This window comes from Cupriavidus necator N-1 (genome assembly GCF_000219215.1).
GTDB lineage: Bacteria > Pseudomonadota > Gammaproteobacteria > Burkholderiales > Burkholderiaceae > Cupriavidus > Cupriavidus necator.
In genome coordinates this window covers 115,537-140,162 of sequence record NC_015723.1, presented here as the reverse complement: position 1 = coordinate 140,162, position 24,626 = coordinate 115,537, and the positions used below count along the sequence as shown (strand labels likewise).

Below are 24,626 nucleotides of genomic sequence, written 5' to 3'. Positions count from 1 at the left end.
CAACATGACCATGCCAACACAACTGAACGCGCCGATGGCGGCGCAGCCTGCAACACGGACACGCTTCATGGAGCCCTTGCTGCTGCTGGTCTCCGTGGGGCTGTCGGTATTCGGCGCCATGATCGGGATGCAGCTGATCGTGTCGCTGGGGATCTCGGCCAACACCTCGATCATCGGCGCGCTGATCGCGATCGTGTTCTCGCGCATCCCGCTGGAGATCACGCGGCGCTTCCGCGTGCTGGAGCGGCAGAACCTGGTGCAGACGGCAATCTCGTCGGCCACCTTCGGCGCCGCCAACTCGCTGATGATCCCGATCGGCGTGCCATACGCGATGGGCATGCCGGAGCTGGCCACGCCGATGCTGATCGGCGCGGTGATCGCCATGTTCGTCGACGGCGCGATGCTGTACTTCCTGTTCGGCAGCAGGATCTTCCCCGCCACCGGCACTTGGCCGGCCGGCATCGCCACGGCAGAGGCCATCTGGGCCGGCGACCGCGGCGGACGCAAGGCCGCGTTCCTGGGCCTGGGCATTGCCGTGGGTGTGGGCGGCGCCTGGCTGGGCGTGCCGATGTCCGCGTTCGGCGCGGCCTTCCTGGGCAACCTGGCGGCACTGACCATGTTCGGCATCGGCCTGCTGGTGCGTGGCTATTCGGTGGCGCTGACCGGCATCGACATCGCCAAGGCCTATATCCCGCACGGCCTGATGATCGGCGCCGGCATCGTCGCGCTGTTCCAGGTCGCCAATGAAATCCGCCGCGCGCGCTACGTCCCGGCCGCTGACGCACGCACCATCGAAGTCCCGGCCTCGCGCGCGAGCCGCATCCTGTCGGGCGGCTTCCTGATCTACCTGGCGATTGCGCTGCTGATCTCGGTGCTGGCCGGCCATGTCTCTGACATGTCGCTGGGCATGCTGGTGGTGTTCGTGCTGTATGCCGCCTTTGCCGCCTATGTGCATGAGCTGATCGTCGGCATCGCGGCAATGCATTCGGGCTGGTTCCCGGCCTTCGCGGTGGCGCTGATCACGCTGACCATCGGCATCCTGATCGGCTTCCCGCCGACGGCGCTGGCGGTGCTGGTGGGCTTCTCCGCCGCCACCGGCCCGGCCTTTGCCGACATGGGCTACGACCTCAAGACCGGCTACCTGCTGCGTGGCGAAGGCCGCGACATGGAGGCCGAGTTGGCCGGGCGCAAGCAGCAGTTCCTGGCCGCGATGATCGGCTTTGCCGTGGCCGCGGTGGTGGTGCTGGTGTTCCACCGCACCTTCTTCGCGCAGAACATGATCCCGCCGGTGGACCGCGTCTACGCGGCTTCGATCAAGGCGGGCTCGTCGGCGGAAATTGCCCGCAACTTGGTGATCTGGGCCATCCCCGGCGCGCTGCTGCAGCTGATCGGCGGCTCCAGGCGCCAGCTTGGCATCCTGCTCTCCACCGGCATGCTGATTGCCTCGCCGCTGGCCGGCTGGGCCGTGCTGGCCGGCCTGGCGATCCGCTTCGTGCTGCAGCGCCTGCGCGGCGACAAGCACGTGGCCGAGATGAGCGCCTTCGCCGGCGGCGTGATTGCCGGCGACGCGCTGTTCAGCTTCTTCGGCTCCGTCACCAAGCTGCGCAAGTAAGTGCGCAACTGAGTCTTACCTCGGGGCGCGGCCGCCGCGTCCCGCCTGTCATTACCCGAGACGTTCCATGGATATCCAAGCCATCCAGGCCATCCGCGCCGACACCCCGCTGACGGCCTCCACCATCTATCTCGACACCGCCGCGGCCTCGTTGCCGCCCGACGCGGTGCTCGATACCGTGCGCAGCTACCTGCTCGATACCGGCCATGTCGGCATCTACCTGCCAGCCTTCCGCAAAGAGACCTATACGCGCGTGGAAGCGGTGCGCGGCAAGCTGGCCGGGCTGCTCAACTGCGCCGCCGACGAAGTCGCCTTCACCAAGAACGCCACGGAGAGCATCTCGATCGTCGCGCGCGGCATCGCCTGGGAGGCCGGTGACGAAGTGCTGGTGGCCGACACCGAGATGCTGAGCAACCTGCTGCCCTGGCGCCGGCTGGAGCAATCGCACGGCATCGTCGTGAAGATGGTCGCGGCCAATGCCGAAGGGCTGCTTTCGCCCGAGGCGTTCGAGGGCGCCGTGACGCCGCGCACGCGCCTGCTCACCTTCTCGCACCTGCCCAATTCGACGGGTGCGGTGCAGCCGGCCAAGCAGATCTGCGCGGTGGCGCGCCGCCACGGCGTGCTGTCGCTGGTCAATGCGGCGCAGAGCGTGGGCATGCTGCGCTCGGATGTGGCCGAGCTGGACTGCGATTTCCTGGCTGGCTGCGGCCGCAAGGCGCTGCGCGCGACCGAGGGCTCGGGCTTCCTGTATGTGCGCCGCGCGCTGATCGAGCAGGTCGAGCCCGCCCTGGTGGGCTGGTGGAACGGCGCCTATGACCGCGCCACCGGCGCGCTGTCGCTGGTGGCTGGTGCCAGGCGCTTCGAGGCTGGCTGCCCGATCGTGCCGGCGATCCTCGGCATGGGCACCGCCATCGACTACGCCGCCGCCATCGGCATCGACGCCATCGAAGCGCGCGTGCGCGACCTGACCGGGTATGCGGTGGCAAAGTTCGCGTCGATCCCGGGCTTCGAGCTGTACGGTCCGGCCGACTTGGCCAACCGCATCGGCATCGTGCCGTTCAATGTGCGCGGCGTGGACCCGGCGCGCATCGTCGCAGCGCTGGAAGCGCAGCAATGCATCATCGAAGCCGGCAACTTCATGGCCGACGCCATCCTGGCGCGCTACGGCGTGTCCACCATGGCCCGCGTCTCGCTGCATTACTTCAACACGCATGAAGAGATCGACCGCGTGGCCGCGCTGATCCGCGCCGCGATCGCCTGATCCCGCATTGAACTTCACCAGACTCTCCTGACGGAAACCAAGACATGACCCAACGCATCCTCCTGATGAGCAGCTCGCGCAAGGACAACCACGGCTACCTCGAGCACGCCGGCGAGCAGATCCACACGCTGCTCAGGCGCGAGCCGCGCAAGGTGCTGTTCGTTCCGTTCGCCGGCGTGACGTTCAGCTTCGACACCTATGAAGGCATGGTCAAGCCGGTGTTCGAGACGCTGGGCTACGCGCTGGAATCGATCCACCACAGCGCCGATCCGCTGCGCGCCGTAGAGCAGGCCGAGGCCATCGCGGTCGGCGGCGGCAACACCTTTGCGCTGCTCAAGCGCATGTACGACGCCGGCATCGTCGACGCGATCCGCGCCAGGGTGCGCGCGGGCATGCCGTACGTCGGCTGGAGCGCCGGCAGCAACGCCGCCTGCCCGACCATCCGCACCACCAACGACATGCCCATCGTGCAGCCGCCGTCGCTGCGCGCGCTGGGGCTGGTGCCGTTCCAGATCAACCCGCACTTCATCAGCGGCAAGCCCGCCGGCCACAACGGCGAAAGCCGCGAAGAGCGCCTGGCCGAGTTCCTGCACATCAACGCGCCGGAGCAGGTGTTTGCGCTGCCGGAGGGTTCGGCACTGTTCTCGGACGGCACGCGCGGCACTGTGCTGGGCGAGCGCCATGCGCTGTGGTTCCCGGCCGAAGGCAAGGCCGAAACGATTCGCGAAGGCGAGACGTTCCCGCTGTCGCAGATCACCGGTCCGGCCGGGATGCCGGACTGGCCGGGCTTTGCTGCCTGAGCCGGCGGCACTGCCCTGATCCGCTGACGCACTGACCCGGGCCGGTCCCGGGCACAACAAAGAGAAAGCCGCCTCGCGGGCCGCGCCGTGCCGCCCGCGCGGGCCCCCCTTTGCCTTCTGGAGGAGAAAACAAGATGAGCCACACCACTCGCCACGCGGGCCGCCTGGCACTGCCGTTGCTGCTGGGCCTACCGGCCGCCGCGATGGCCCAGTCCGGGGTGACGCTGTACGGCGTGATCGACACCGCGCTGACCTACCAGTCCCATTCGAACCCGGCGGGCGATGCCCAGATCGGGCTGCAGCAAGGTGGCGAAGGTTTCCTGTCGGGCAGCCGCTTCGGCCTGCGCGGCATTGAAGACCTGGGCGGCGGCCTGAAGGCCGGCTTCGTGCTGGAAAACGGCCTGCTGGCCGACACCGGCAAGCTGGACCAGCAGGGGCAGCTGTTCGGGCGCCAGGCGTATGTGAAGATCGGCAACCAGTGGGGCGAGCTGGCGCTGGGCCGGCAGTACACCACCGCCAACACCATGCTGTACTACGTCGACCCGCTCGGCGTGGGCGCGGCGCCGTCCAATGCGTGGATGGTCTACCTGACCGGCCAGCGCTACGACAACGCCGTCAGCTACACCGGCAACTTCGGCCCGGTTTCGGTGATCGCCGAATACGCGCTGGGCGAAACCGCGGGCAACACCCGCGCGACCTCGTCGATGTCGTTCGGCGTGAGGTACGCCGCCGGCCCCATCGCCGCAGTGGGCGACTTCCAGCAGACCCGCGACAGCCAGAGCCGCGCCGCGAGCATCTACCTGGCCGGCCTGAAGGCCGCGGTGGGCCGCGCCAGCCTGTTCGCCAACTACATCCACAGCGACCGCGACGCGGGCTTCGATTCTTCCAAGGGCGGCACCGACACGGCCACGATCACCAGCATGTCCACCGCCGCCACGCCGACCAATCGCGCCGCCATCAACTCGGTCTTCGGCGGCAGCCGCCACGACGACTTCTTCACGCTGGGCGCGAGCTACCCGGTCACCGGCAACGTCACGCTGATCGGCAGCGTGATGCACAACCGCACCCGCGCCGACGGCTTCAGCGGCAACCGCACCACTGCCTACGCAGTCGCCGACTACGCCTTCAGCAAGCGCACCGATGCCTACCTGGCGCTGGCCTACGACCGTGTGCACGGTGACTGGTCGGGCCTGTTCGGCAACAACACCACCAGCTGGACCGGCGGCAGCGGCAAGCCGCTGGACGGGCGCGACAGCCAGACCACGATGATGGTCGGCCTGCGCCACCAGTTCTGACTTTTTGTAGACGCCCTGCCCGCGCCGCGCGGGCAGGGCACATCATTTGGAGAAAGCCATGGCCCTGCAGCAGACGCTGGTCATTCATGAAGCCCTGGACAGCCCGCACGCCAACGGTGCGGTCGTCAGCGAACTGTTCGTGCCCTATGCCGGCGCCGGCGTGAGCGTGGAAGTGACCACGGTCCACAACGCCCCGCCCGAGAACACTGCCAACACCACCGACTTCATCACCATCGTGATCCCCGGCACCACGGGCAAGCGTAGCGGCGGCAGTGCGCCGACGCTGGGCGTGATCGGCCGCAACGGCGCGATCGGCGCGCGCCCGGAACTGGTGGGGCTGGTGTCTGACGCCGACGGTCCGATCGGCTGCCTGGCGGTGGCGCTCAAGCTGGCGCAGATGAAGGCGCGCGGCGACCACCTGGTGGGCGACGTGATCGTGACCACGCACCTGTCGACCAATGTCTCGATGCAGCCGCACGACCCGGTGCCGTTCATGGGCATGCCGGTCTCGTCCGACACCATGAACGACTACCAGGTGCTGCCCGAGATGGACGCGATCCTGTCGATCGATGCCTCCAAGGGCAACAGCATCATCAAGCACCGCGGCTTTGCGATTTCGCCGACGGCGATGCAGGGCTACATCCTGCGCGTGGCGCCAGACCTGGTGGCGACCATGGAGTCCACCACCGGCTGCCCAGCGGTGACCTTCCCGATCTCGCAGCAGGACATCACGCCGTACCACAACGGCCTGTACCACTTCAACAGCATCATGCAGCCGCACGTGGCCACCCAGGCGCCGGTGGTCGGCGTGGCGGTGACGGCGCAGTCGGTGGTGTCGGGCAGCGCGACCTCGGCCAACCATGAGATCGACATCGCTGAAGCCGTGCGCTTCTGCGTGGAGGTGTCCAAGCGCTTCGGCGCCGGCAAGTGCCAGTTCTTCAATGCGGCCGAGTGGGAGAAGATCCGCGCGGTCTACCCGGACCTGTCGGTCTTCCAGACCGCGGGCAAGCGCTGAGCGCAGCGCCGACGGCCTGGCAGGTTCAGGCGGCTTCGGCCGGCCCTGGCTGGTTGGCCGCCTCGGTCGGCGCGGTGCCGCCGTGGCGCCGCTTCCATTCGTCGAAGCCGCCGGCCAGCGCCCAGGTCTTCGGGTAGCCGGCCACGCGCAGGCGCTCGGCCAGCAGCGCGGCGGACAGTTCATTGGGGCAGGCGCAATAGACCACGATGTCGGCCCCGGCGTGCGGCACGCCCAGCGCGTCCAGGCTGTCCAGCGCGCCCTGCATGTCGAGCACCACCGAGCCGGGGATGCGCTCCATCGGCGTGTCGCCGTGGGCGCGCACGTCGATCACCACCGGCAGGCTGCCGGCGAGCCGGCGCGCTTCCAGCTCATCCACCGTCATGCGCGGCACGCGCCGCGTGCGGCGCAGCAGCCGGAGGCGGCGCCACCAGCGCCACGCCAGGAACAGCGCGAACGCCACCAACAGCCCCACCACGGCCATATGCCCGTAGGCGCTGAACGCCTCCAGGATGGCATCGATGAAATCACTGAACACCACGCCGATCAGCAAGGCGCTGCCAGCCCAGACCAGCGCGCCGATGGCGTCATAGAAGAGGAACACCGGCAACGGCGTGCCCGTCATGCCCGCCATCGCGGTGGACAAGGCCCCGGCACCGGGCAGCAGCTTGGCAATCACCAGCGAGCGCGGCCCCACGCGCAGATAGAGCGATTGGGTCTGGCGGATGCACGAGTCCTGCGAAATCGATACCCGGCAGATCGTGCGCAGCATCGGCTGCCCCAGCCGGCGTCCGGCGAAGTACCAGCCGGTATCGGCAATCAGGCAGGCAAAGATCACCGCCGCCAGCACCGCGCCGATCGACGGCCCGGTGTCCTGCACGCCCAGCGCGCCGGCGACGAACAGCATCGGGTACGCGGGCACCGGCAGCCCGGCCTGCTCGACCAGCACGTTCAGGAACACCAGCATCAGCCCGTGGTTCTCCAGCAAGGCCTGTAACTCTCCCACCATGTTCTCCCCGTCAGTCCAGGTTGCCAGTGTGCCAGTCGCCGGGGACCCGTGCACCGGCAGCTTTGCATCGGTGTTTCAAATTTCCTGAGTGGACGGCGCGCCGGCAGGGAGCCGCCTGACCTACGTTGTCCTACAACATCACATTCCAGCCTCACCGGGCCTCACCACAGTACGACCGCCGCCATCGCAGGCATGAAGTGCCCCTGACTGCGCGTTCCTGTCGTTTTTTTTGGCGCCCGCAAGGCTCTCCAGCGGAAACGCCGGCCCCATCCCGGTTAACCCCGAATGATCGCCTGCCCTATTGCCTTCGCTAAAACCTTGTCGTACGATGACTGATAACTCGGATGACCTGCGCCGTCGCAGTCAGCCGCCACTGCCACCCGGGGCCACTGGCCCGCTCAGGATTGCCGCGATGCTCGCACCCAACGAACTCAAGAAAATCGTCTCTGAAGGCCTGCTGTCCTTCCCCATCACCGACTTCGACGCCCAGGGCGACTTCGCGCCGCACGCCTACGCCGCGCGGCTGGAGTGGCTGGCCCCTTACGGCGCCACCGCGCTGTTCGCTGCGGGCGGCACCGGCGAGTTCTTCTCGCTGACGCCGCAGGACTACTCGGCCGTGGTCGACACGGCTGTGCGCACCTGCGCCGGCATGGTGCCGATCCTGGCCGGCGCCGGCGGCCCGACCCGCACCGCCATCGCCTACGCGCAGGAAGCCCAGCGCCTGGGCGCGGCCGGCGTGCTGCTGCTGCCGCACTACCTGACTGAAGCCAGCCAGGACGGCATTGCCGCGCACGTGGAGCAGGTCTGCAAGTCGGTGGACATCGGCGTGATCGTCTACAACCGCGCCAACTCGAAGCTGGATGCGACGCAGCTGGCACGCCTGGCCGAGCGCTGCCCCAACCTGGTCGGCTTCAAGGACGGCGTGGGCGACATCGAGGCCATGGTCAGCATCCGCCGCAAGCTGGGCGACCGCTTCTCTTACCTCGGCGGTCTGCCCACGGCCGAGGTCTATGCCGCGGCCTACAAGGCGCTGGGCGTGCCGGTGTATTCGTCGGCCGTGTTCAACTTCATCCCCAAGACCGCGATGGACTTCTACCGCGCCATCGCCGCGGATGACCACGACACCGTGGGCCGCCTGCTCGACAACTTCTTCCTGCCCTACCTGGCCATCCGCAACCGCAAGGCCGGCTATGCCGTGAGCATCGTCAAGGCCGGCGCCCGCCTGGTCGGCCGCGACGGCGGCCCGGTGCGCGCGCCGCTGACCGACCTGACCGGCGAGGAGATGGAGATGCTGGGCACGCTGATCAACAAGCTCGGCCCGCAGTAATCGCCAACGTAAGCCCGTCCTCGCACTGCATAGCGACAGGCCGGCCGCGGGGCATATGCCCTCCGGCCGGCTTTCCCATTCAAACGCTGACAAGGAATCCTTCCATGCACATCACCGGCGACATGCTGATCGGCGCGCAAGCCGTGCGCGGCACCGAAGCCCTGCTGCAGGCCATCAATCCCACCACCGGCGAAGCCCTGGGCCCTGACTTCCATGGCGGCGGCCAGGCCGAGGTCGAGCGCGCCTGTGCGCTGGCTGAAGCCGCTTTCGACACCTACCGCAACACCACGCCAGAGCAGCGCGCGGCCTTGCTCGAAGCCATCGCCACCGGCATCGAAGCGCTGGGCGACACGCTGACCGAACGCGCCCGCCTGGAAAGCGCGCTGCCGATCGCGCGCCTGCAGGGCGAGCGCGGCCGCACCGCCGGCCAGCTGCGCCTGTTCGCCACCGTGCTGCGCGAAGGCCGCTGGCAGCAGGCCACCTTCGACGCCGCGCTGCCCGAGCGCAACCCGCCGCGCCCGGACCTGCGCATGCAGTGCATCGCCATCGGCCCGGTGGCGGTGTTCGGCGCCAGCAACTTCCCGCTGGCCTTCTCCGTGGCCGGCGGCGACACCGCCTCGGCACTGGCCGCGGGCTGCCCGGTCGTGGTCAAGGCACACCCGGCGCACCTGGGCACGTCGGAACTGGTGGGACGCGTGATCCAGAAGGCCGTGCAGGACGCGGGCCTGCCCGAAGGCGTGTTCTCGCTGCTGGTCGGGGCGGGCAATGCCATCGGCACGGCACTGGTCTCGCATCCGGCAATCCAGGCGGTGGGCTTCACCGGCTCGCGCGCCGGCGGCCTGGCGCTGATGCAGGCTGCCCAGCGCCGCCCGCAGCCGATTCCGGTGTATGCGGAGATGAGCAGCATCAATCCGGTGTTCCTGCTGCCGGCGGCACTCGATGCACGCGGCGAGGAAATCGGCCGCCAGCTGGTGGATTCGCTGGTGATGGGCGTCGGCCAGTTCTGTACCAACCCCGGGCTGGTGATCGGCATTGAAGGCCCCGCGCTCGACAAGTTCCGCGCAGCGGCGCTCGGCGCGCTGCAAGGCAAGCCGGCAGCGACCATGCTGACGCCCGGCATCCATGCCGCCTTTGAGCAAGGCGTGGCGCAGCTGTCGTCGCTCGACGGTCTGCAACGCATTGGCGACGGCGTCGACGGCAACGGGGCCAACCAGGCGCGGCCGGTGATGTTCGAGACCACCGCGGCGCAGTTCATGGCGGATCACCGGATGCAGGCCGAGGTGTTCGGGCCGTCGACGGTGCTGGTGGTGTGCCGCGATCTCGACGAGATGCTGACGGTGGCGCGGCAGCTTGAGGGCCAGCTGACGGCGACGATGCAGCTCGACGATGCCGACCACGCGGCCGCGCGGCGCCTGCTGCCGGTGCTGGAACGCAAAGCCGGGCGGGTGCTGTGCAATGGCTATCCGACTGGGGTTGAGGTTGCCTATGCGATGGTGCATGGCGGGCCGTTCCCGGCGACTTCGGATGCGCGTTCGACTTCAGTGGGGGCGACGGCGATTGACCGGTTCTTGCGGCCGGTTTGTTATCAGAACTTGCCGCAGGCGTTGTTGCCGGAAGCGGTGAAGGGTTAATCCCGCAGGCCCCGCAGTACGCGGGGCCTTTTCTTATTGGGGACTTCGCTAGATTAGGGGAGCCCTTGGCGAACGGGGCTGCTTTGGATTGGCCGCCATGCGGTCGGGTGTTGTTCTTGGCGGGCGTGGGCTGCGCTTCGCGCAAGCGCCCGATGACCGTCAGCGCATTTTGAGCCCGCGCAGCAGCCGTAGGCGTCCCCGCGATGCCGTTTGCAGCAGGCGGCCTACGCCCCGCATGGGGATCGTTCAATAGTGGGCTAACGCAGGCACTATCCCTGACTCACATGGCGTAGCAGGGTCGAACGAGCAACCACGCCCAAACGGCAAGCACCACCGTGCGAACCACCAACGCCGTGGAATTGATTGCCAGCCGCATAGGCGACGCGTTTTTTGGTTACTTTTTGTCGCTCGGACAAAAAGTGACTCGCCGGCTACGCCGGCGAAACAGCCCACGCTAGTCAAGAGCGACACCCGAGCGCATGGCACCAAGCCAAAACCAGCCACACCCGCAAATCTGTGAAGAACCTGCTGCGGTCCGCTAGCTCCCACTCAAGCCTCCAGCTTGATCCCCGCCTGCTTCACCACCCCCGCCCATCGCGTCTGCTCGGCAACAAAGAACTTCCCAGTCTCCCCCGGCGTCATCGTCACCACCTCCGCCCCCTGGGCCACCAGCTGCGCGCGCAGATCCGGCGCGCGGATGATGCGGATCAACTCGCCGCTGATGCGCGCCACCATCGCATCGGACATGCTGGCCGGGGCCATCACCCCCTGCCACGTTCCGGATTCGAAATTCGGCACGCCCTGCTCGGCGATGGTCGGCACGTTCTGCAGCAGCGGCATGCGCGTGCGCTTGGACTGGGCGATCAGCTTTAGCTTGCCCGACTGCACGTGCGGCAGCGTGGCCAGCATGCCGTTCATCAGCACCTGGGCGCTGCCGCCCACGGTATCGGCAATGGCCTGCGAGCCGCCTTTGTAGGGTACGTATTGCCACCTGGCGCCGGTGGCCTGCTCCACCGCCACGCCGGCCAGGTGCGGCGCGCTGCCGATGGCGGTCACGGCGAAGTTGAGCTGGCTGCGCTGCGACAGCGCCACCAGTTCCTTCACGCTGGCCGCCTGCACCGACGGATGCACCACCAGCAGGTGCGGCGAGTAGGCCAGCATCGACACCGGCTTGAGGTCCTTGGCGATATTGAAGGTCAGCTTGGTATAGACCGACGGGCTGATCGCCAGCGCGCCGATATCGCACAGCATCAGCGTGTGGTTGTCGGTGGCCTGCGCGACCAGTGCCGCGCCGACGTTGCCGTTGGCGCCGGGGCGGTTGTCCACCACCACTGACTGGCCCAGCGCTTCGCCCAGCTGCTTGCTAATCAGGCGCGCGATGATGTCCGACGAGCCGCCGGCGGTGTATGGCACCACCAGGCGGATCGGGCGGGTGGGCCAGTCTTGCGCGGCGTGCGCCGCCGATGACAGGCCCGCGAGCGGGCCGGCGGCCAGGCCGGCGGCCAGTGCGGAGGATTGCTTGAGGAAGGTGCGGCGTCCCTGGGTCATGCTGTTGTCTCCTGTCGATGACGCGCGCGCTGGCGCGGCACGCTATGCGTGCATGGCCGGTGCGGTCGGTGCTGCAGTGTCCGGGTTCAGTGGGATGGCTTCAGTCCAGCGCGATCTTGCCCTTCTCGATCACGGTCTTCCAGCGCTGCAGCTCCTGCGCCTCGAACTGGCTGAACTGCTCAGGCGTGTTGGCCACCACCTCGAAGCCGTTCTCGGACAGCTTCTGGCGCATCTTCGGGTCGTTCAGCGACGACACCAGCGCGCCGTGCAGGCGGCTCTTCACCTCGGGCGGCAGGCCGCGCGGCGCGGCCACGCCCTGCCAGGAGTACACCTCCACATCCTTCACGCCGGCCTCGGCCATGGTCGGCACATTGGGCAGCACCGGCGAGCGCTTGTCGGAGGTCACCGCCATGGCCTTGAGCTTGCCGGTGCGGATGTGCTGCAGCACGGCGTTGACGTTCTGGAACGACACGTCGACCTGGCCGGCAAGCAGGTCGGAGATGGCCGGGCCGCCGCCCTTGTAGGGCACGTGCAGGCCGTCGGTGGCGCTCTTCTGCCAGAACAGCGCCGCGGTCAGGTGATCGGACGAGCCCGCGCCGGACGAGGCAAAGCTGACCTTGCCCGGGTTCTTCTTCATGTAGGCCACCAGTTCCTGCAGCGTGTTGGCCGGGAACTGCGGATTGGCCACCAGCACGTTGGGCGCGCGCACCGCCACCGTCAGCAGGTCGAAATCCCTGGCCGGGTCATAGGCCAGGTTCTTCTGCAGGAACGGGTTCACCGCATACACGCCGATCGACGCCACCATCATGGTGTAGCCGTCCGCCGGCGCGCGCTTGACGAAGGTGGCGCCGATGGCGCCGGTCGCGCCGGGGCGGTTGTCGATGACGAAGGGCTGGCCCAGCTTTTCATTGAGCGGCACGGTCAGCATGCGCGCGATGGCGTCGCTGGAGCCGCCCGGCGGGAACGGCACCACGACCGATACCGGGCGTTGCGGCCAGTCCTGTGGCGCGGCGTAGGCGGCGGCGCTGACGGTCAGGGCCGCCACCGTGACGACAGAGCCGAGCGCAAAGGCGCGCAGCCAGTGGTGCAGGCGCAGGGCGGGCTGGCGTTGGAACGTGTACATCGTTGTCTCCTGCAGTGTGTCTTTATCAGATGAGCCCGGCCGTCCCGATAACGGCAACGGCCGGTTGGCGTCATTGCCGGTACCGCGTCAGCGCACCGTGCAGGGCGCCTTGTTGTTGAACTTCCAGCCCGGGATCAGGAACTGCATCGCCGCGGCATCGTCGCGTGCGCCCAGGCCCTTGCGCTGGTACAGCGCGTGCGCGCGCGCCAGGGCATCCATGTCGAGCTCCACGCCCAGGCCCGGCGTCTTGGGCACCTGCACCAGGCCGCCTTCGATCTGCAGCGGGTTGCGGGTCAGGTTCTCGCCGTCCTGCCAGATCCAGTGCGTGTCGATGGCGGTGACGCGCCCCGGTGCGGCGGCGGCCACGTGGGTGAACATCGCCAGCGAGATATCGAAGTGGTTGTTCGAGTGCGAGCCCCAGGTCAGGCCCCACTCCGCGCACATCTGCGCCACGCGCACCGAGCCCTGCATGGTCCAGAAGTGCGGGTCGGCCAGCGGGATGTCGACCGACTGCAGCCGCACCGCATGCCCCATCTGGCGCCAGTCAGTGGCGATCATGTTGGTGGCGGTGGGCAGGCCGGTGGCAGTGCGGAACTCGGCCATGATCTCGCGCCCGGAGTAGCCGTCTTCGGCACCGCACGGGTCTTCAGCATAGGCCAGCACGCCGCGCTTGTCGCGGCACAGGCGCACGGCTTCTGCCAGCGACCAGGCGCCGTTTGGGTCCAGCGTGATGCGCGCCTTCGGGAAGCGTTCGGCCAGCGCCAGGATCGCTTCCATCTCTTCGTCGCCGCTCAGCACGCCGCCCTTGAGCTTGAAGTCGTTGAAGCCGTAGCGCTCATAAGCGGCTTCGGCCAGGCGCACCACGCCCGCGGGGGTCATCGCCACTTCATTGCGCAGGCGGAACCACGCGTTGTCGGCATCGGGCTCGGTGCGGTAGTCCAGCGTGGTGCGCTGGCGGTCGCCGATATAGAAGAGGTAACCCAGCATCTCCACCGCGTCGCGCTGCTGGCCTTCGCCGAGCAGCGCGGCCACGGGCACCTCCAGGTGCTGGCCGAGCAGGTCGAGCAGGGCCGCCTCCAGTGCCGTCACCGCATGGATGGTGATGCGCAGGTCAAAGGTCTGCAGGCCGCGGCCGCCGGCATCGCGGCTGGCGAATGCCGCGCGCACGCGGTTCAGGATGGCCTGGTACTGGCCGATGGGCTGGCCCACCAGCAGCGGCCGCGCGTCTTCCAGCGTCTGGCGGATGCCCTCGCCGCCCGGGACCTCGCCCACGCCGGTTTGGCCGGCGCTGTCGCGCACGATCACGATATTGCGCGTGAAGTACGGGCCATGGGCGCCGGACAGGTTCATCAGCATGCTGTCATGCCCGGCCACGGGCACCACGGTCAGTTCGGTTACGACCGGGGTGTGGGCGGACGCCATGGGGGCGGCGGTTGGGGTCATCTCTGGGTTGTCTCCGGCATTTCTGATGGCGGGCGCAGTATCGTTCACCCCGACCATCGTGTCGCGTATGTTATCTGTCATCGTATGACTGATAACCCAGTATAATGAGGCCATCTCGAACCGGTCAAGTCCGGGAAACCCCGCCCGTATCCACCATGCCGAACTCCACCCCCGCCCAGTCCGTTCCGCCCGTTCCTGCGCCGCAAGCGCCGCTGCGCCGCCGCGGCCGCACGCTTGCCGAGGAAGTGGTGCAGGCCCTTGGCGAAGAGATCCGCCAGGGCCAGCTCAAGCCCGGCAACAAGCTGCCGACCGAGTCGGAGATCATGGCGTCGATGGGGGTCAGCCGCACCGTGGTGCGCGAGGCACTGTCGCGGCTGCAGGCCAGCGGCCTGGTGGAGACCCGCCACGGCATCGGCACCTTCGTGCTGGCGCGCGCGGCCGAGGCGCCTTCGCCCTTCCGCATCGGGCCGGACGCGCTGGGCACGGCCATGGATGTGATGGCGATGCTGGAATTCCGCGTCAGCCTTGAAGCCGAGGCCGCGGGCCTGGCCGCATCGCGCCGCACCGACGCGCAGCTGGCCGCCATGCGCCAGGCGCTGGATGAGCTCAAGCGCAGCGCCGGCGCCGGCAACGACGCCGTGGAGAGCGACTTTGCCTTCCACCTGGCGATCGCGCGCGCCACCGGCAACCGCTACTTCACGGACATCATGGGCCACCTGGGCACCATGGTGATCCCGCGCAGCCGCCTGCAGGTCAGCACGCCCGAGCGCGAGCAGTACCTGGAGCGCGTCAGCATCGAGCACGAGAACATCTACGACGCGATCGAGCGCCGCGACCCCGACGGGGCCAAGGCCGCCATGCGCATGCACCTGACCAACAGCCGCGAACGGCTGCGCAAGGCCTCAGGGACGGCCGCCGCCCAAGGCTGACCGGCGCGCACGCACCCGGGTGGGTGTCGCCCCGCCAAGTCATACGATGTCTAATGAGAATGACCGGGCTCAGGGCGTCAGCCGGCAGCACCGCGCAAAATCCCCCAGCTCCACCAGGGACGAGACCTGCAGCTTGCCCATGATGCGTGCCTTGTAGCTGCTGACGGTCTTGTTGCTGATGAAGAGGCTGGCGCTGATGGCCTTGTAGGACATGCCGCGCGCCAGCATCTGCAGCACCACCAGTTCCTTGTCGGAGAGGCGCCGCAGGATCTCCTCGTCCGCCGACATGGCCTGGCGCGGCGCGCCGCCGCGGTTGAGCACCGGGAACACGGTATAGCCCGCCAGCACCGCCTCGACCGCACGCAGGATTTCCTTGATGTCCTGGGTCTTGCTGACGAAGCCCTGCGCACCGGCCTGCCATGACCGACTGATGAACACCGCCGGGTCCAGCGCCGTCACCACCAGAATGCGCACCTGCGGATGGATCGCGCGCAGGCGTGGCGCCACATCCAGCCCGCTGGAGCGCGGGATGTCCAGGTCGAGCAGCACGCGGTCCGGCATGCGCGCGCGCACCAGCTCGATGGCGCACTGTCCGTTGTCTGCTTCGATCACCTCGTCTACGCCAAGCAGCTGCAACAGGTGGTGCCTGAGCACCAGCCGCATCGCCGGATGGTCGTCAACGATCAGGATGGTTGTCATGCGTGGCTTCGTAGTCCGGGAATGCATCGGCAACCGGGCGCATCCTGACCGGGCATGGGATGGCAGGGCGATGAACACGCGGGGCGCGATGCTGCGCCAGTATAGGGAGCCGCGGACGCTGGCAGGATGGGAGAAATCGGTTTCGCATGAAGCCGAATCCTAGGCCCGCCTCAGACACACGCTCATGCCGGAGCACCGGGCTGCGGCGGTGTGCCCCTGCGCACGGCAGGGACAACGGCAAACGGCCAGTGGTGCTACTCTATTCCAGCGTGTTTCATCCATGGAGAACACTGTGCCTCGCAAGACCCCCATCGAGCGCTACCGCAATATCGGCATCAGCGCGCATATCGACGCCGGCAAGACCACGACGACCGAACGGATCCTGTTCTACACGGGCGTCAACCACAAGCTGGGCGAAGTGCACGATGGCGCTGCCACCATGGACTGGATGGAGCAGGAGCAGGAGCGCGGCATCACCATCACGTCGGCCGCCACCACTGCCTTCTGGAAGGGCATGGCCGGCAACTACCCCGAACACCGCATCAACATCATCGATACACCGGGACACGTCGACTTCACCATCGAAGTCGAGCGTTCCATGCGCGTGCTCGACGGCGCCTGCATGGTCTATGACGCTGTCGGCGGCGTGCAGCCGCAGTCCGAGACGGTCTGGCGCCAGGCCAACAAGTACGCGGTGCCGCGCATTGCCTTCGTCAACAAGATGGACCGCGTCGGCGCCGACTTCTTCCGCGTGCAGACGCAGATCGCCGACCGCCTCAAGGGCCGCGCCGTGCCGATCCAGATCCCGCTGGGCGCCGAGGACCATTTCCAGGGCGTGGTCGACCTGGTCAAGATGAAGGCCATCGTCTGGGACGATGCCAGCCAGGGCGTGCGCTTCGAATACCAGGACATTCCGGCGGACCTGCTGGCCACCGCGCAGGAATGGCGCGACAAGATGGTCGAAGCCGCCGCCGAGGCCGACGAGACGCTGCTCCACCAGTACCTGTCGGGCGAGCCGCTGACCGAGGAGCAGATCAAGCGCGGCCTGCGCAAGCGCACCATCGCCAACGAGATCGTGCCGATGCTGTGCGGCAGCGCCTTCAAGAACAAGGGCGTGCAGAGCATGCTGGACGCCGTCATCGACTACCTGCCCTCGCCCGCCGACGTGCCGGCCATCCTGGGCCACACCGAAGACGACCGCGAGGCCGAGCGCCATCCCAGCGACGACGAGCCGTTTGCGGCGCTGGCGTTCAAGATCATGACCGACCCCTTTGTCGGCCAGCTGATCTTCTTCCGCGTCTATTCCGGCGTGGTCAAATCCGGCGACACCGTCTACAACCCGGTCAAGGCCAAGCGCGAGCGCCTGGGCCGCATCCTGCAGATGCACGCCAACGTGCGCCAGGAGATCAAGGAAGTGCGCGCCGGCGACATCGCCGCGGCCGTCGGCCTGAAGGAAGCGACCACCGGCGACACCCTGTGCGACCCCGACAAGGTCATCATCCTGGAGCGCATGAGCTTCCCGGAACCGGTGATCTCGCAGGCCGTCGAGCCGAGGACCAAGGCCGACCAGGAAAAGATGGGCATTGCGCTGAACCGCCTTGCGCAGGAAGACCCGTCCTTCCGCGTGACTACGGACGAGGAATCCGGCCAGACCATCATCTCCGGCATGGGCGAGCTGCACCTGGAAATCCTGGTCGACCGCATGCGGCGCGAGTTCGGCGTGGAGGCCTCGGTCGGCAAGCCCCAGGTGGCCTACCGCGAGACCATCCGCCAGCCGGTCAAGGACGTGGAAGGCAAGTTCATCAAGCAATCGGGCGGACGCGGCCAGTACGGCCACGTGGTGCTCAACCTCGAGCCGATGCCGCACGGCGGCGGCTATGAGTTCGTCGATGCCATCAAGGGCGGCGTGGTCCCGCGCGAGTTCATCCCCGCGGTGGACAAGGGCATCCGCGAGACCCTGCAGTCAGGCGTGCTGGCCGGCTACCCGGTAGTCGACATCAAGGCCACGCTGGTGTTCGGCTCCTACCACGACGTCGACTCGAACGAGAACGCATTCCGCATGGCCGGCTCGATGGCGTTCAAGGAAGGCATGCGCCGGGCCAGGCCCATCCTGCTGGAGCCGATGATGGCCGTCGAGGTGGAAACGCCTGAGGAATTCACTGGCAACGTGATGGGCGATTTGTCGTCACGCCGCGGCATGGTGCACGGTATGGAAGACATCGCCGGTGGCGGCGGCAAGATCGTGCGCGCCGAGGTGCCTCTGGCAACCATGTTCGGTTACTCCACCACGCTGCGCTCGCTGACGCAGGGACGCGCGACGTACACGATGGAGTTCAAGCACTATGCCGAGGCGCCGGCCAATGTGGCTGAGGCGGTGATTTCGACGAAGCGGGCGGGGTAACAAGGGTTTGCCCCCCTCTCCCGCTTGCGGGAGAGGGGCCGGGGGAGAGGGCCGGCGCATCCACGCGCCCGCGCCCTCCCCCCTCATCACCTCAGCAGGCCGCCGCCGTCATCTTGAAGATCCCCTGCGCATTGCCCGCATCAAACCCCAGGTCATAACGCTGCGGCGCGGCCGCTTCTTCGGCAAAGCGGTCTCGCGTGATGAACTCGTAGAACGACCCCGGCACGTCCCGCTCCACCGTCTCGCCCTGCGCGCCGACGAAGTTGCGGCGCACCGTATCCGCGCGGAACGCGGTCTGTTTGACGCGCCCGCTGCGCGAGACTTCCACCTTGTCCTTCATCGGCCGGCCCAGCTGCTTCTGCTGCTCGGCCAGCGCGAACACGTCGTCGACGCGGTCGGTGGCATGGTTGAAGGCGTTGCCTTCGGTGGCGACCCAGGCCATCTCCGCCGATTCACTCAGCAGGGTTTCATAGTCGGCCAGGCTCGGCGTGGCGTGCTGGCGCTCGAAGCATGGCACCAGCAGGCCGACCAGCTCGGCGCCGTCGGCCAGGTCCAGCGCGCCGTCGCGCTCCAGCTGCCACAGCAGGGTCTGCGCGCGCGGCGTGAGCGGGTCTGCGGAGGTGCCGGTGACGCGGCTGACGGCGGCGCGGAAGGCTTCGCTGAAGCGTTCCGGATGGAATTCGCTGAGGAAGAACTGGGCGATGTCCTCGGGCGCGTCGGCATGCGCGTATGAGCGGCCGGTCATGCCGATGCGGTCCAGCGGATAGGTGCCGTTGAGCACGTAGCCGAGCGGGCGCAGGATGCGGGTGAAGGCGGCCTCGCCTTCGGGCAGCGCGCCGTTGTCGCGCCACTTGACCGTGCGCAGCGCGCCATGGTCGAAGGTGACCTTGCCGCCGGCAGCGGCGACATCGTCGGTGTAGGCGCGGCCGCTCGGCACGCGCTCGAGGATGCCGCCGAACAGCACCATGTTCAGGGCCTGGGCGATTTCCGCGCGGCTGGCACGGCCCTGCGGGGCCTGCGGCAGATCCGCGGGCAAGGTGACCAGCGCGAGCAGTTGCGCGGCGCGGGCGGCGCCGACGTTGGCGGTAAGGAGCGTGGAGAGTTTGGAGGTCATGGGCGCAAACAGGTGAGCACTGGATGGCAGCCGGGCTGGCGACGATCCGCGAGGCAGGATAGGGGCGCCCCCATGGCGCGCACAAGCGCGCATTGCGCACAACGTTGTGCGTGCGGCGCACGACCGCGGTAGCGGTGCGGCCTGGCGCCGCTGTTTATACTGTCAGCCTTCCTTCCCTCGCAGTCCCATGAGAAACGACATCCCCAACCTGGGCGCGCTGCAGGCCTTCGAGGCTTCGGCACGGCTGGGCAGCTTTACCCGCGCCGCGGCAGAGCTGGCGCTGACGCACAGCGCGGTGGGGCGGCAGGTGGCGCAGCTGGAGCAGCGCCTGGGCGTGGCGCTGTTCACGCGCGTGCGCCGGCGCCTGGAGCTGACCGATACCGGGCGCGAATACGCCGCGCGCATCCGCCGGCACCTGGACCACCTGCAGCGCGACACGCTGGAAATCACCACCGGCCGGGCCATGGGCTACACGCTGGAGCTGGCGGTGGTGCCCACCTTTGCCACCCAATGGCTGATCCCGCGCCTGCCGGACTTTGCGCGGCGCCATCCCAATGTGACGGTCAACCTGTCGGCGCGCTCGCAGCCGTTTTCGTTCCAGGAATGCGCCTATGACGCGGCGATCTACTTCGGCGACCAGTTCTGGCCCGGCACGCGCGGCGGCGTGATCTTCCGCGAAGGGGGCATGGTGCCGGTGTGCAGTCCCGCCTTCCTGGCCGGGCACCCCGTGACCGGCGCCGCCAGCCTGGCGCGCTGCCGACACCTGCACCTGAGCACGCGCGCCAACGCCTGGCGCGACTGGTACGCGGCACAGGGCTGGGCCTATGACCTGGCCGCCTCGCGCGGGCCGCGCTATGAACTGTTCACGATGATGACGGCCGCCGCCGCGGCCGGGCTCGGCATCGGCCTGGCGCCGCGCCTGCTGATCGAGCGCGAGCTGCAGACCGGCCAGCTGGTGATCCCGCTGGCGGGCATGCTGGACGAGCAGCAGGGCTACTACTTTGCCTATCCGGAGGGCCGGCCCGAATCCGAAGCGCTGGCGGCCTTCCGCAACTGGATCCTGGGCCTGTCGCGCGATGCGCCGGCCACGGCTGCGGGCAACTGATCGCGCCACCTCGCTGCGGTCGATGACGCACTTTCCGGGGGCGTTTGCGCAATGCAGGTAAACCAGCGCCTGGTCCGAGCCGCTGTATATCGGCGGTGACTTCTTCTTCCAGGACTACCGGATTAACAACAGCGTGGTCTACATGAAGACCGCCGGCGAGCAGCCTGGCAGCCTGGCGCGCGGCACCACGCTGGGGGGCGGGCTGATGTTCCAGCAGGGCGCGCCGCCCGCCGCGGGCGTGGACAGCACCACGCGCGTGGGCGTCATGCTTGGCATGCGGCATCGCTTCTAGGCTCCGCCGGGAACCGCTGCAGGAAGGCGCGCAGCGCCACGCTGACGCGCCTTTTTTCCATGCCACACGAAAGAATTACCACGGCGGCAGCTGGCGACTTCAGCTCCATGCGCACGGCGCCACAAACGGCGCAGGCATGGTCATTGCGCATGCCATGCATTCCAACGTCTTGCGACAAGGAGCACAGCATGCCGAACCAACCTCCCACCCGTGAAGGCGCGGCCATCATCGGTTCAGGCGTGGGCGAAGGCCCGGGCCCTGAAGTGATGGCGGCATCGAGCCTTGACGGCACCAAGGCCTATTCATCCGACGGCGAACACGTCGGCAAGATTTCCGAGATCATGCTGGATGTACCGCACGGCCGCATCGCCTACGCGGTGCTGACCACCGGCGGCTTTCTCGGCATCGGCGACACACTGCACGCCATCCCATGGAATGCACTGGTCATGGACACCGACGAGAAATGCTTCCGGATTGCCGTGACGGCAGACCGGCTCAAATCCGCACCGGGCTTCAACAAGGACAGCTGGCCGAGCATGGCCGATCCCCAGTGGGGCAAGTCGCTGCACGAGTACTACGGCCGCGACCCGTACTGGGTGTCCCCGCCGCTGTAAGGCTACGCAGGGGCTACACCCAGGTTGCGAGCAACCAGCGCGCGACCAGCGCGGCCAGGCCGATACCCGCCACGCCGGGCAGCAGGCGCTGCACCGCGCGTGGCGCATAGGAACGGCCCAGCGCCACGGCAAACGCGCTGGCGGTCAGCGTGCCAAGCCACGACACCGTTCCCAGTGGCCCGCCGTCGGCAGCAACATGGAGCGACCAGGCCAGCGCGAACGCGCCGGCTTGCTGCCGCGAGCGCCAGCGTCATCAGGTCGAAGCCAGCTACCGCCGCCGGATCGCCCCCTGCAGCCACCAGACCACCCTCAAAAAAAGAGGCTGCCCGGTAAAATTTCTCTTGTAATGAGATCGATTCCCATTTACCATTCGATCACTGCCTGACGCACGGCGCACCGCCCGACAGGCAGACCGGCCAGGTCCGGCGCGCCGCGGCACGCGGCAGCAACCGAAGCTGGCAGGAACAGGATTTCCGGATGCCGCCGCGGCGGCATTCGACACCGACTTTTGTGGGGACCGCTCCGTCACGCGGAGCGTTTGGCAGTAGCCAGTCTTCGGAAGATCGGGAAAGCAACCAGACCCCGCTTTCCCGATCGCGTCTTCCGGTGACAAGCCAGGCCACCTTTTTATTCCGCGCGTCGTGCAGGCACGGCGCGCCGCCAGGGACGGGAGCGCCAGCGCTGGTCCGTCCCTGGCGCTTCAGCCTGAAATCCCGCCAAGCCATCGACGCCGCCCGTGCGCGGCGCCGGGCCGGGCGCCGCCCTGCCCGCGGGGCGCCAGCCGCATGCCAATGCCTTCCGCCATGTCATTCGAGAGCAGAAAGCCGATCCATCTCAAGCGCGCCGGCCTGAAGGCCACGTCGCCGCGCATGCGGATCCTTGAAGTGTTCCGCACCAGCGCCCGGCGCCACCTGAGCGCCGAAGACGTCTACCGCATCCTGCTGACGCAGGACGAGGACGCGGGACTGTCCACGGTGTATCGCGTGCTCAACCAGCTGGTGCAGGCCGACATCCTGCTGCGGCACAGCTTCGAGTCCGACCACGCCGTGTTCGAACTCAACGAAGGCGGCCATCATGACCACCTGATCTGCGTTGCCTGCGGCCGCGTGGAGGAATTCCGCGACGAAAGCATCGAGCAGCGCCAGCGCCAGGTAGCCGCCGACAACGCCTTTGTTTTGCGCGAGCACATGCTGGTGCTGTACGGTGTCTGCCCGCAATGCCGGGCCGGCGCCACCGAGGCCGAACCCACGCCGGGGCTGCCCGCCCGGGCGTAAGCGCGCCGCGCACCTGACGGAGCCATCCATGGAGCGCCTGAAGAAGCCCCTGTCCGAACTCAAACGCCTGATCAACCTGTGCCTGCGGCAGGAGCCCCGCTGCCACGACTGCCAGCTGCGCGCGGTCTGCGTGCACCGGCCCGACCACACCGCCCGAACGCAGCGAAGCCGACGCCGTGCGTCACCTGCGCCAGGCACGCCGCGTGGTGGTGATGGTGCGCGAGCAGTACAACGTGGCGGCGGGCACGACGGCACAGGCCTGAACCCGCGGCCTGGCGTCCTGGCTCAGATATCGAGTTGCGCGGCAGTGATGCCGAGTGCGGCGGCAATGCGCTCACGCGAGGTCTTGCGCAGGCGGGTGCTGTTCTCCTGCTGCGCATAGGCGGGCTGTGAAATGCCGAGGCGCACTGCGACGTCTGCCTGGGTCAGGCCAAGATGCTCGCGCCAGGCGCGCAGTGGCGGCACGTCATCGGCCAGCACGCGGCGCACGACCGGATATGGAATCAGCTCGCTTGCGCGCGCATGTTGCGAGAGATAGTCGGCGTAAGGGATCACGACGAATGCAGGTTGGCCATCCGCGCCGAAGATTGTCTGGATCTTCATGGGCCCGACTATATCCCGACGAGGATGACCATACGCCACGGGCACCGTTACCGGGCCCAAGTTTCGGAGCGTTACGACCTCAACGTCCTGCCACCGGCCGCGCCTGCACGGGCGTCTCCACCCCCGCCACCGGCCGCAACACCAGCCACACCGCCACCCCGATCAGCGCGCCACCCGCCGCGTGCGCCCACGATAGTGCCTCGCCCAGGAACAGCGCGCCCCAGATGATGCCGAACGGCGGGATCAGGAAGGTGACGCTCAGCGAGCGCACCGGGCCCAGGTCGGCAATCAGGCGGTAATACAGGATGTAGGCCAGCGCCGTGCACAACACGCCCAGCCCCAGCATGGCCGCCCACACGCCGGTGCCGGCAGCGGGCAGCGTATTGTGGCGCCACAGCGCGGCGAGGCAGAAGGGCAGCAGGAACACGGTGGCGCCGACCATGCTGCCGGCGGCGACCAGCCGGCTGTCCAGCCCGCCGCGCTGCGTGATCCAGCGCCGCGCGAGAAAGCCGGACAGGCCGTAGCAGGCGGTGGCCAGCAGGCAGGCCAGCGCGCCCAGCAGCACGTCCGCCGAGAACGCCACCGGTCCGGTGCGGGTCAGCACCGCGACGCCCGCCACGCCCAGCAGCACGCCCGCGGCCTTGGCGCGCGTGAGCCGTTCGGAAAACGCCAGCGCGCCGATCAGCACGCCCATCAGCGGGGTCATGGCATTGAACACGGCCGAATAGCCGGCCGGCAGCCACAGCGCGGCGACGGCGTACATGACAAACGGGATACCGGAATTGACCACGCCCAGCGCCAGCACCGCCGGCCATTTGCCCTGCATATCCCAGCGCAGCTTCAGCAGCGGCAGGCATGCCGCCAGCGTGAGCGCGCCGATCAGCACCCGGGCGAAGGCGGTCGGCATCGGTCCCAGCACCGGCGCGCCGATGCGGATAAACAGGAAACTGGCGCCCCAGATGGCGGCCAGGGCAAGCAAGCGGGCGAGATCGGCGGGTTTCATCGGGGGAACCAGGAGGCGCCGTGCAAGCCGACGCAGGTTGAGGGTTGCCGCGATTGGACGCCTGTGCAGCGCATACCGCAAGCCGGATTCGGACCTGTGCCCGCCGTTGCCACGATGGCGACCCGCTTTCTGCCTAGGAATTTAAGTGATGTTGACGAATCTACGACATGTTTGAGCGCCGTTCTCGGCACAATGTCGCGCGAACTCGTCACTTTTCTTATCAAAGGCTTTCGTCATCACCCCACGCTGGAGGGGGCGCTGTTACCGACGCGTGACAAGCCGCCTTCGATTAAATTAAACTCTGGTCTGCGCCAGAGTTAATTGACCCCTCCGACGCATTCCCGACAAGCCGCCAGGGCTCCTGGCGGCTTCTTTTTTGCCCGAACGGGTAAAATGCGCCTTGCCCGGCGCATCGCGCACTGCCAGTCCAACAGAATGGCAGGCTGCCGCGCCGCCGGCGTCACAACGCCTGCAAACCCCGGGTTCCGGACGGCGCCTGCGTCAACCGGCGCGGCGTCTGCCGCGTTGCCA

General features: G+C 68.0%; 22 protein-coding genes and 1 pseudogene. 14 read left to right on the top strand and 9 right to left on the bottom strand.

Annotation, left to right across the window (positions count from 1 at the left end):
* The first annotated feature begins 4 nt into the window (after positions 1-4).
* The 5 genes from CNE_RS18715 (at position 5) to CNE_RS18695 (ending at position 5,983) form a co-directional block, all read left to right on the top strand.
* On the top strand, positions 5-1,612 hold the full coding sequence (locus tag CNE_RS18715; RefSeq protein ID WP_013951842.1) for an OPT/YSL family transporter: 1,608 nt from the start codon (positions 5-7) through the stop codon (positions 1,610-1,612).
* A gap of 67 nt (positions 1,613-1,679) precedes the next feature.
* Positions 1,680-2,873 carry an aminotransferase class V-fold PLP-dependent enzyme gene (locus tag CNE_RS18710; protein ID WP_013951841.1) on the top strand — a complete coding sequence of 398 codons (1,194 nt, stop codon included), beginning with the start codon at positions 1,680-1,682 and terminating at the stop codon, positions 2,871-2,873.
* A 44-nt stretch (positions 2,874-2,917) separates the two neighbouring features.
* Positions 2,918-3,673, top strand: coding sequence for a dipeptidase PepE (gene pepE, locus CNE_RS18705; RefSeq protein ID WP_013951840.1), 756 nt, complete (start codon positions 2,918-2,920; stop codon positions 3,671-3,673).
* A 134-nt stretch (positions 3,674-3,807) separates the two neighbouring features.
* Complete coding sequence (locus CNE_RS18700) at positions 3,808-4,968, top strand: porin (RefSeq protein ID WP_013951839.1); 1,161 nt, start codon at positions 3,808-3,810, stop codon at positions 4,966-4,968.
* Positions 4,969-5,026: 58 nt separating this feature from the next.
* Positions 5,027-5,983, top strand: coding sequence for a DUF1177 domain-containing protein (locus tag CNE_RS18695; protein ID WP_013951838.1), 957 nt, complete (start codon positions 5,027-5,029; stop codon positions 5,981-5,983).
* Positions 5,984-6,008: 25 nt separating this feature from the next.
* Here CNE_RS18695 and CNE_RS18690 read toward each other — a convergent pair whose 3' ends face one another.
* The gene (locus CNE_RS18690; RefSeq protein WP_013951837.1) at positions 6,009-6,989 is read right to left on the bottom strand and encodes a DedA family protein/thiosulfate sulfurtransferase GlpE; all 981 of its coding nucleotides are present in this window, start codon (positions 6,987-6,989) and stop codon (positions 6,009-6,011) included.
* Positions 6,990-7,401: 412 nt separating this feature from the next.
* Here CNE_RS18690 and kdgD point away from each other — a divergent pair, with 412 nt between their 5' ends.
* Both kdgD and CNE_RS18680 read left to right on the top strand, forming a co-directional pair.
* Positions 7,402-8,316 carry a 5-dehydro-4-deoxyglucarate dehydratase gene (gene kdgD, locus CNE_RS18685; RefSeq protein WP_041228511.1) on the top strand — a complete coding sequence of 305 codons (915 nt, stop codon included), beginning with the start codon at positions 7,402-7,404 and terminating at the stop codon, positions 8,314-8,316.
* Positions 8,317-8,420: 104 nt separating this feature from the next.
* Positions 8,421-9,947, top strand: a complete 1,527-nt coding sequence (locus CNE_RS18680; RefSeq protein ID WP_013951835.1) for an aldehyde dehydrogenase (NADP(+)) — start codon at positions 8,421-8,423, stop codon at positions 9,945-9,947.
* 549 nt (positions 9,948-10,496) lie between these two features.
* Here the strand turns inward: CNE_RS18680 and CNE_RS18675 are convergent.
* From CNE_RS18675 to gudD, 3 genes are all read right to left on the bottom strand, one after another.
* On the bottom strand, positions 10,497-11,495 hold the full coding sequence (locus CNE_RS18675; RefSeq protein WP_013951834.1) for a Bug family tripartite tricarboxylate transporter substrate binding protein: 999 nt from the start codon (positions 11,493-11,495) through the stop codon (positions 10,497-10,499).
* A gap of 100 nt (positions 11,496-11,595) precedes the next feature.
* Entirely contained in the window at positions 11,596-12,618 is a 1,023-nt protein-coding gene (locus CNE_RS18670) for a Bug family tripartite tricarboxylate transporter substrate binding protein (RefSeq protein WP_013951833.1), read from the bottom strand.
* 87 nt (positions 12,619-12,705) lie between these two features.
* Positions 12,706-14,061 carry a glucarate dehydratase gene (gene gudD / locus CNE_RS18665; RefSeq protein ID WP_013951832.1) on the bottom strand — a complete coding sequence of 452 codons (1,356 nt, stop codon included), beginning with the start codon at positions 14,059-14,061 and terminating at the stop codon, positions 12,706-12,708.
* Positions 14,062-14,216: 155 nt separating this feature from the next.
* Here gudD and CNE_RS18660 point away from each other — a divergent pair, with 155 nt between their 5' ends.
* Positions 14,217-14,990, top strand: coding sequence for a FadR/GntR family transcriptional regulator (locus CNE_RS18660; RefSeq protein ID WP_041228510.1), 774 nt, complete (start codon positions 14,217-14,219; stop codon positions 14,988-14,990).
* Between the two features lie 69 nt (positions 14,991-15,059).
* Here the strand turns inward: CNE_RS18660 and CNE_RS18655 are convergent, their stop codons facing one another.
* Entirely contained in the window at positions 15,060-15,689 is a 630-nt protein-coding gene (locus tag CNE_RS18655; protein WP_041228509.1) for a response regulator transcription factor, read from the bottom strand.
* A 292-nt stretch (positions 15,690-15,981) separates the two neighbouring features.
* Between CNE_RS18655 and fusA the strand changes: the two genes are divergently transcribed.
* Positions 15,982-18,090 (top strand): elongation factor G, encoded by a 2,109-nt coding sequence (gene fusA / locus CNE_RS18650; RefSeq protein ID WP_041228508.1) that lies wholly within the window; start codon positions 15,982-15,984, stop codon positions 18,088-18,090.
* 91 nt (positions 18,091-18,181) lie between these two features.
* Here the strand turns inward: fusA and CNE_RS18645 are convergent, their stop codons facing one another.
* Complete coding sequence (locus tag CNE_RS18645; protein ID WP_041228507.1) at positions 18,182-19,204, bottom strand: DUF1338 domain-containing protein; 1,023 nt, start codon at positions 19,202-19,204, stop codon at positions 18,182-18,184.
* A 187-nt stretch (positions 19,205-19,391) separates the two neighbouring features.
* Here CNE_RS18645 and CNE_RS18640 point away from each other — a divergent pair, with 187 nt between their 5' ends.
* From CNE_RS18640 to CNE_RS18635, 3 genes are all read left to right on the top strand, one after another.
* On the top strand, positions 19,392-20,309 hold the full coding sequence (locus tag CNE_RS18640; protein WP_013951827.1) for a LysR substrate-binding domain-containing protein: 918 nt from the start codon (positions 19,392-19,394) through the stop codon (positions 20,307-20,309).
* A gap of 133 nt (positions 20,310-20,442) precedes the next feature.
* On the top strand, positions 20,443-20,601 hold the full coding sequence (locus tag CNE_RS42130) for a hypothetical protein (RefSeq protein WP_228772745.1): 159 nt from the start codon (positions 20,443-20,445) through the stop codon (positions 20,599-20,601).
* Positions 20,602-20,789: 188 nt separating this feature from the next.
* Positions 20,790-21,215 carry a PRC-barrel domain-containing protein gene (locus tag CNE_RS18635; RefSeq protein WP_013951825.1) on the top strand — a complete coding sequence of 142 codons (426 nt, stop codon included), beginning with the start codon at positions 20,790-20,792 and terminating at the stop codon, positions 21,213-21,215.
* Between the two features lie 13 nt (positions 21,216-21,228).
* Here the strand turns inward: CNE_RS18635 and CNE_RS18630 are convergent, their stop codons facing one another.
* Positions 21,229-21,381: a hypothetical protein gene (locus CNE_RS18630; protein ID WP_013951824.1), complete on the bottom strand. Its 153-nt coding sequence runs from the start codon at positions 21,379-21,381 to the stop codon at positions 21,229-21,231.
* A 619-nt stretch (positions 21,382-22,000) separates the two neighbouring features.
* Between CNE_RS18630 and fur the strand changes: the two genes are divergently transcribed.
* Positions 22,001-22,489, top strand: coding sequence for a ferric iron uptake transcriptional regulator (gene fur / locus CNE_RS18625; protein WP_013951823.1), 489 nt, complete (start codon positions 22,001-22,003; stop codon positions 22,487-22,489).
* A gap of 28 nt (positions 22,490-22,517) precedes the next feature.
* A pseudogene (locus CNE_RS42895) lies at positions 22,518-22,752 on the top strand (hypothetical protein).
* Positions 22,753-22,774: 22 nt separating this feature from the next.
* On the opposite strand, the gene CNE_RS18615 reads toward CNE_RS42895, so the two are convergent.
* Together CNE_RS18615 and CNE_RS18610 are read right to left on the bottom strand one after the other, a co-directional pair.
* The gene (locus CNE_RS18615; RefSeq protein WP_013951822.1) at positions 22,775-23,092 is read right to left on the bottom strand and encodes a helix-turn-helix domain-containing protein; all 318 of its coding nucleotides are present in this window, start codon (positions 23,090-23,092) and stop codon (positions 22,775-22,777) included.
* A 79-nt stretch (positions 23,093-23,171) separates the two neighbouring features.
* Complete coding sequence (locus CNE_RS18610; RefSeq protein ID WP_013951821.1) at positions 23,172-24,095, bottom strand: DMT family transporter; 924 nt, start codon at positions 24,093-24,095, stop codon at positions 23,172-23,174.
* Positions 24,096-24,626: the final 531 nt, after the last annotated feature.